Annotated in this window: 5 protein-coding genes and 1 pseudogene; 5 read left to right on the top strand and 1 reads right to left on the bottom strand. The window is 57.5% G+C overall.

Annotation, left to right across the window (positions count from 1 at the left end; translation table 11 throughout):
• From JAO32_RS17370 to JAO32_RS17355, 4 genes and pseudogenes are all read left to right on the top strand, one after another.
• Positions 1-581, top strand: a pseudogene (locus JAO32_RS17370) (1-deoxy-D-xylulose-5-phosphate reductoisomerase); the annotation flags it as partial.
• 82 nt (positions 582-663) lie between these two features.
• The gene (gene rseP, locus JAO32_RS17365; protein WP_334242729.1) at positions 664-1,989 is read left to right on the top strand and encodes an RIP metalloprotease RseP; all 1,326 of its coding nucleotides are present in this window, start codon (positions 664-666) and stop codon (positions 1,987-1,989) included.
• A gap of 120 nt (positions 1,990-2,109) precedes the next feature.
• Positions 2,110-3,033 carry a ketopantoate reductase family protein gene (locus tag JAO32_RS17360; protein ID WP_334242727.1) on the top strand — a complete coding sequence of 308 codons (924 nt, stop codon included), beginning with the start codon at positions 2,110-2,112 and terminating at the stop codon, positions 3,031-3,033.
• Entirely contained in the window at positions 3,030-4,019 is a 990-nt protein-coding gene (locus tag JAO32_RS17355) for a DHH family phosphoesterase (RefSeq protein ID WP_334242725.1), read from the top strand. Before JAO32_RS17360 ends, JAO32_RS17355 begins: the two co-directional genes overlap by 4 nt.
• Positions 4,020-4,028: 9 nt before the next feature.
• On the opposite strand, the gene JAO32_RS17350 is transcribed toward JAO32_RS17355, so the two are convergent.
• Positions 4,029-5,627 (bottom strand): Na+/H+ antiporter, encoded by a 1,599-nt coding sequence (locus JAO32_RS17350; protein ID WP_334242723.1) that lies wholly within the window; start codon positions 5,625-5,627, stop codon positions 4,029-4,031.
• Between the two features lie 127 nt (positions 5,628-5,754).
• Between JAO32_RS17350 and JAO32_RS17345 the strand changes: the two genes are divergently transcribed.
• Positions 5,755-7,575 (top strand): hypothetical protein, encoded by a 1,821-nt coding sequence (locus JAO32_RS17345; RefSeq protein WP_334242721.1) that lies wholly within the window; start codon positions 5,755-5,757, stop codon positions 7,573-7,575.
• Positions 7,576-7,590 lie beyond the last annotated feature (15 nt).

Raw genomic sequence — 7,590 nt, 5'->3', positions numbered from 1 at the left:
TGAAGCATCCCACGTGGGTTATGGGACAGCGCATCACCATTGATAGCGCCACCATGCTCAACAAGGGACTTGAAATCATCGAAGCATGCCGCCTGTTTGATCTGCCGCCGAGCAAGGTGAAGGTCACGATCCATCCGCAGTCCACCATCCACTCGCTGGTGGAATACGTGGACGGCAGCATCCTGGCACAGCTTTCGGTTACGGACATGCGCCTACCGATTCTTTACGCGATGGCGTACCCCGAACGCGTGCCCAGCGAATTGACCTTTGATATGGCCGCGCTGGCTCAGTTGGATTTCCAGCAGCCTGATTTTGAACGCTTTCCCTGCCTGCGGTTGGCATACGAAGCGGCAGAGGCTGGGCCGTCGCACTGCATTGCACTGAATGCCGCAGACGAAATTGCTGTTGCGGCATTCCTAAAGGGTGATCTACCCTTTCTTGGCATCCCACGCACCATAGAACGTGTACTGGAACGGACGCCAGCGGCTAATCCGGCAACGATTGCCGAAGTTCTGGAAGCGGACGCAACCGCCCGCGAAACCGCTCGCCAAGTGGCATCGGAAACGCTGGCTCGCGCCTGACCCTGGGTCCGGTACAAAACGTCTAAACTTCAGGTTGTATTTGATTGGCCACGCGCTGATCGCGTAGTACGAGAGGGTCTGTTTGCACATCGGCGAAATGCTCATCACCATTATTTATTTCCTCGTCATCCTGGGCGTCATGGTCCTGGTACACGAGTTCGGTCATTTTGCTGCGGCGAAGCTTTTTGGCGTTCGCGTGGAGGCGTTCTCCATCGGCATGGGCAAGCGGCTGTTTGGCTATGTGCATAACGGCACCGACTACAAGGTGTGCGCGCTGCCCATTGGCGGCTACGTGAAGATGACGGGCGAAACCGAGATGGAGATGATCCAGACCTCGCCCAGCGAAAGCCTGGATCCCAACTCTCCTGACGGCGCGTTGCACTCCGCGCGTCCCGGCGAAGACACTGGCAACTTTAACGCGAAGCCTCGTTGGCAACGCATGGTGATCGCGCTTGCAGGCCCTATTGCCAATTTCGTCCTGGCGATCTTTGTCTTCACGCTCGTTGCGCATTATCACCACGAGACCATTGAATATCTGCAGGATCGCGGCGAACTGGATTACGTCGTAGCCGACTCACCGGCGGCAAAAACCGGCATCCAGGTGGGCGATCAGATTGTCCGCTTTGACGGCATCACGAACCCCACATGGCAGGACGTGATGATGTTCAGCGGTTTGAAGGCAGGCCAGACGCTTCCCTTCTCGTATATCCATAACGGCAACCGCGTAAACGCCGAACTGCCCATCAACTACACCGGCAAGCCGGAAGACTTTGGCCCGGAAGATGTGTCCACCGTGCTGGGTCTTGTGCCGCGTCCGCAGGAAGGCCCGGTGGTGATCAACGATCTGCCGGACAGCACCACGCCTGCAGCGCGTGCGGGTCTGCAGAAGGGCGACAAAATTGTTGCCATTGATGGTCATAAGTTCCACGGTACAGAGGCCACCAGTGCGTATCTGAGCGATGTGGGTGGGCGCCCTGTCACACTCACCATCGACCGCAATGGCGAAACGCTGCAGGTTCCCATCACGCCACGACTTACACCCGGAACCAACGGAGCGCAGGCTTACAAACTTGGCTTTGCCGTGATACCGCCGCCTGTTGTAACGACGAAGCAGCCGTTGAACGTGGCAATGAAGACCGGCTGGAAGGATTTCACCAAGAACTCCACGCTGGTGTTTGACGTACTCGGCGGCATGTTCAAGCGTCAGGTCTCCGTGCGTAATCTGAGCGGTCCTGTTGGCATTGCGCAGCAGGTGGGCATGGCACGCGAAATGGGCACATGGACAGTGATGAGCCTTGCTGCCGCCATCAGCCTGAACCTGGGCATCTTCAATCTGCTGCCCATGCCGATTCTCGACGGCGGCATGATCCTTTTCCTCATTATTGAAAGCATCATCCGCGTGATGTGAATGCGCAGTTGAAGGAGCGTATCTACCAGGCGGCATTTGTCTGCATTATCCTGTTCGCGATGTTCGTTATCTTTAACGACATCACCAAGCTGTCGATCTTCAGCCACAAGGGATAAGGCAATGCGCATTCTGATGGTGGGCGCCGGCGCCACCGGCGGATACTTTGGTGGACGCATGGCGCTCGCAGGCCGCGACGTCACGTTCCTGGTCCGTGGTCAGCGCAAGGAACAATTGCAGCGTGATGGCATTCGCATCGCCGGGCCATCGGGCGACGCAGTGCTCACAGCACCAAAGCTTATCACCGCAGATGAACTGAAGACCGCAGGTGCATTCGATGTCGTCATCATCAGCGTGAAGGCGTATTCGCTGGATAGCGCAATGAACGACTTCGCTCCTGCGGTTGGCGACAACACGGTCATTGTGCCCATCCTGAATGGCATGCGGCACCTTGACACGCTTGCGCATCGCTTTGGCAAAGAGAAGGTCATGGGCGGTTCCGTGCGTATCGTCTGCGACGTGGAACCTGACGGACTTATCCGTCAGATGACGAAGCTGGACCACATGAACTTTGGCGAGACCAGCGGCGACGTGACCTCGCGCGCGCAGGCGTTGCGCGATACCTTTGATGTTCCCGGCATAACACTCGCGCTGTCGAACGACGTTATCGACACCATGTGGCAGAAGTGGTGGATTCTTTCGACGATGGGCGCAGTCTGCGTACTTGGCGGCGGCAATGTGGGCGAGATCGTATCCACGGGCGCACAAGGTGTTGCGATGGCGCTTGCGGTGCAGGACGAAGCCATTGCCATTGCAACGGCGAATGACCATCCCGCTGATGCAGAGTTTGCCAAAGGCCACGCACAACGCATGACTGAGGCGGGTTCGTCGCTGACGTCGTCCATGTATCGCGACATGACCAAGGGATTGCCTGTGGAAGCCGATCACATCCTCGGCGATCTGCTGGCCCGCGCCAACGGCGTAAAAGCACCGCTGCTGGGCGCGGCTTACACGCACCTGAAGGTGTACGAAGGAAGGCGTGGATGAATCTGCGTGTGCTGTATCACAACAACTGTTTCGATGGCGCATGCTCCGCATCGCTCTTTACGAAGTTCCATCGCGAATGCATTGGCACCGCCACGGAATACAGCTACAAAGGTCTGGCCCACAAAGCCGGAGCGCAGTTTGATCCTGCCGACTTCAGCGGTAATGAAAACGCCATCGTCGACTTTAAGTATTACGATTCGCCGAAGCTCACATGGTGGTTCGATCATCACCAGAGCGCGTTTCTGACGGAAGCCGATCACGAAGATTTTCTTCGCGACAAGTCTGGCAAGAAGTTCTTCGACCCCACACGCATCTCCTGCACTGGCTTCATTGCGGACATCGCGCGTGAGAAGTTTGGTTTCAGCACCAAGGGCCTGGAGGATCTGCTGCTATGGGCAGACATCATCGACGGCGCAAAGTTTGAATCGGCGGACGCCGCCGTTGGCCTTGCTGCACCAGCCATGAAGTTGATGATGGCGATTGAAGGCACCAGTGACCCTACCTTTATTCCGCAACTGATTCCGCTGCTCACGTCACAGTCGCTGGTGGACACTTTGCAGGAAAACTTTGTGCAGGCAGAAGTGCAGCCACGGCTGGAGAAGCATCATCGCGACATCACACTGTTGCGTTCGCGTGCAGCCAGCGATCATGGCGTGATCACCTTCGACATCACCGACCAGCCCACCGAGGGCTACAACAAATTCATCCCGTACTATCTGCTGCCGCAGGGTGTATACGTGGTGGGTTTGTCGAAGTCCAGCTTCCGCACCAAGATTTCAGTCGGCACCAACCCGTGGACGACCGTGTCCACAGATAAGCTTGCGAACATCGCAGCTATCTGCGAACGCTACGGCGGAGGAGGGCATCCTCGCGTTGGCGCCATCAGTGTGCCAGTGGATCGCGTGGATGAAGCACGCCGCATTGCAGCGGAAGTCACAGCAGAATTGAAGGCGCTGGATCAGCGCAACATTCTGCCTACGGACTAACGCAGAGTTCTACGTGGAACTCTGCAAGCGGCTCTCATCCAGATCCAGTTCACGTTCCAGCGTGCGATAGACGCTCTCATCTACACGCCCTTCATCACGCAGGGCGATCAGTTGTTGACGCTCTGCGCGATACGTCTCCGCAAGAATCGTCTGCATGGAACGTTCGTGACGATCCTGTGCAGGAACACCCGGCCCACAATCCTGAATGAACTCCAACCGGTGTTCGTACTGGTGCAGCAGGTCTTCGTACGCATGCTGCAGCGAGGGATCATCACCTTCACGGGCTGATGAAAGATAGCCCATCGCGCTGCGGATCAGGATGCGTCGTGCCTCTCCTTCATCGCACTCGCTGGTGGGAAGATTCTTTAGCCGCAACACGCGCAGCAATGCCGGCAACGAAAGCCCCTGCAGCACCAGCGTCACCAGGATGACGCAGAACGTGAGGAAGATGATCATGTTGCGCTGGTGAAATGGCTGGCCGTTCGAAAGCTGGTACGGCAGCGAGTTGGCTGCGGCCAGCGCCACAACGCCGCGCATGCCGGTCCATCCCATTACAAAGATGCTTCTTGCCGAAGGCGTCTGCTCCTGTTGATGCTGGAAACGGCTGCGGAAACGATGCGTGATGTGTGCCATGGGGAAGCACCACAGCAAACGCAACGCGATCAGCACCGCTGCAAAGCTCAGACCGTAAAGAACGGCCTGCGTGTGAGTGAAGCCTCGAATGCCGTTCAGCACGGGCTGTATCTGCATGCCCAGCAGAAGGAAAACCAGGCCGTTCAGGAGAAACTCCGCCGCATCCCACACGGCTGTGATCTGCAGGCGCACGCCGGGCGAAAAGAATGTTGCGCTCTTACGGCTCATGAACAGGCCACACACCACCACGGCAATCACACCGGATGCATGCACGGACTCCGCCGTCAGATAGGAGCCATAGGCCACGATGAAGGACACGGCAATCTCTACCGGCCCGTCGTCAATGTAGCCTTCAAACCAAACTGCCAACTTGCCACAGAGCAAGCCCGCGCCCACACCACCGGCGAACAGCCACAGCAGTCGAAGCAGGCCTTCTGTGAGCGTAGGCGCTGAACCACGCAGCAGCATGTCCACGCCAAACTCCAGCGCCAGCAGGCCCGTGGCGTCGTTCAGCAGGCTCTCGCCCTCCAGAATGTCCACGATGCGTTTCGGCATGCCGATCTTGCGTGCAATCGAGGTCGCCGCCACGGCATCCGTTGGCGACACGACGGCGCCCAGCAGGAACCCGATCCGCCAGTCAAACTCTGGCAGAAAATAATGCGCTGCCACAGCCACGCCGATAGCCGTGAAGAAGACCAGTCCCACTGCCAATGAACTGATGGTGACAATGTTGTATTTGAAGTCAGTCCACGACGTTTGCCACGCGGCGGCAAACAGCAGCGGCGGCAGGAACACAAGGAACACCAGGTTCGGCGGCAGTGGAATATCCGGCACCACCGGCAAAAACGAGGCGAACAATCCCGCCAACACCAGGACGATGGGATACGAGACAGACAGCCGCCGCGCCACTCCTGCGATGAGCGCAATCGCAATCAGCAGCCCCAGAAGCAGGGATTGCAGCACATGAAGGTTCACCTCTCTAGTGTGCCATCCGGGACGCGACTCGTGGAATGTAGGGACACGGACATCTGGTTGTCCCACGAAAATCCCGATTTGGACGAGAACAAACTCTTTCCACAAAGCTAGACTCGTAAGAATCAAGATGTTGGATAGAGCAAAAGCAGAGACAGGAGGCCACGCGCGCTTTGTCACACGAGCCGATGTGCTTGCGTGGGTCATCCTGGCCGTTGCAGCAGTATTCGCTGCTCTTCCTCTGCTGACGCGCGGCTACTCCTGTGGCCATGATTTCGACTTCCACCTGCGCAGTTGGATGGAAGCCAGCGCGCAATGGAAGAGCGGCATCATTAAGCCCGTATGGGCGTTCCACGCCGCATGGGACGCAGGCGAACCGCGCCTGCTGTTCTATCCGCCACTTTCATGGATGACGGGCGCCTTGCTCACACTGATTCTTCCGTGGAGCAGTATCGCCTTCAGCTTCACCGCGCTGGTGCTGTTCCTGAGTGGCGTCACGATGCATCGCCTGTTGCGGCGATGGGTTTCACCGGGCATAGCGATCTTCGGCGGCTGCCTTTATCTGGTAAATCCTTACATGCTGTTCTGCGCCTATGAGCGCACAGCTTATGCAGAACTGATGGCCGCTGCGTGGATGCCCCTGCTACTGATCGGCCTTCTGCGCGACCGCGTAACAGCATGGCGCATCGCCATCGCCATCGCGCTGCTATGGATCACGAACGCGCCTGCTGGAGTCGTGGGTTGTTATTCCATGTTGCTCATAGGAGGCATGCGCTGGCTGTATCTCCTGCGCAAAGACCGGGAAAGAGCATGGCCCTACTTCGGCCGTGTCGCAGCAGGATTTTTACTCGGGATACTGCTGGATGCGTTTTACCTTTTTCCCTTCGCTATCGAACGCAAGTTCATCACACTCAACGCAGCGTTAACACCCGCCGCCAGTCCCGAGGCGAACTACCTTTTCCAATACACGAAGGATGAGTTCCACAACGGCGTTCTGCTCCACTCCTCCACCATTGCTGTCTCGTTGATTGCAGCAGCTTTGGTTTGCGGCAGTGTGATCCTTCTGCTGCAACGCAAACAAGTGCGCGCCTTTGCTGGCATGCACGATCGCGACGCATCCTTGCAGCGAAATAACGCAGGGCACATCGCCGTGCCTGTGTTGATGATCTACAGCGTTATTGTTCTTCTACTGCAAACGCCTCTGTCCGGAGCGGTGTGGCATTACGCACCGCAACTGAATTTCCTGCAATTTCCGTGGCGCTTTCTTGCCATGCAGGGCGCGGTTTCTGTAACGGTGGTGATGCTGATGTTGAAACGCATCACCGCATCCCGCGCCGTCACACAGAGAGCCAATGCCGCATGGATGCTGGCCGGATTACTGTTGGCGCTCGCGGCAGGCTACGGTCTTGCCAATCCAATCTTCCGGCAGGGTTGCGATGACGAAGAAGGCCTGGCGCCACAGTGGATGTTTTTTCAACGTGGCGACGGCTTTGAACAGACGGACGAATACACTCCGATCCGCGACGACAACGACGTACTGAAGATCAAACTTCCCGCAGCATGGGTCGCACAAAATGCGCGCAATCAACCTGCCAGTGGCAACGGTTCCTTTCCGAAAGGAACGCCGCTGCCTGCGGAGCAGATCCCGCATTCTGACGACCTTATCTTCACGCCCAACGCGACTCACGCCAACGATGTGTTGATTGTCCGTTTGCGTTCCTTCCACGGCTGGCATGTGCTGCTGGACGGCGTGGAACAAAACACTCTGCCTCAGCGACCGGATGGGCTTCTGGCTGTGCCTTTGCGTAGTGTTGGACCACATCGCGTGGAAGCGCGATATCGCAAGCCATGGGATCAGTGGGCAGGCGGAGCATTGTCTCTGCTGGGGTTAGGCATCCTTATCATTGCGGCAAAGCGCGAAGAATCCTCGCACAGCGGCCTTCTCCGGTAGAATCAAAGAGATCAC

Source organism: Terriglobus sp. ADX1 (genome assembly GCF_036877645.1).
In the GTDB taxonomy this organism is placed as follows: Bacteria; Acidobacteriota; Terriglobia; order Terriglobales; family Acidobacteriaceae; genus Terriglobus.
The sequence above is the reverse complement of the archived record's forward strand: the minus strand, read 5'-3'. Positions and strand labels throughout refer to the sequence as shown.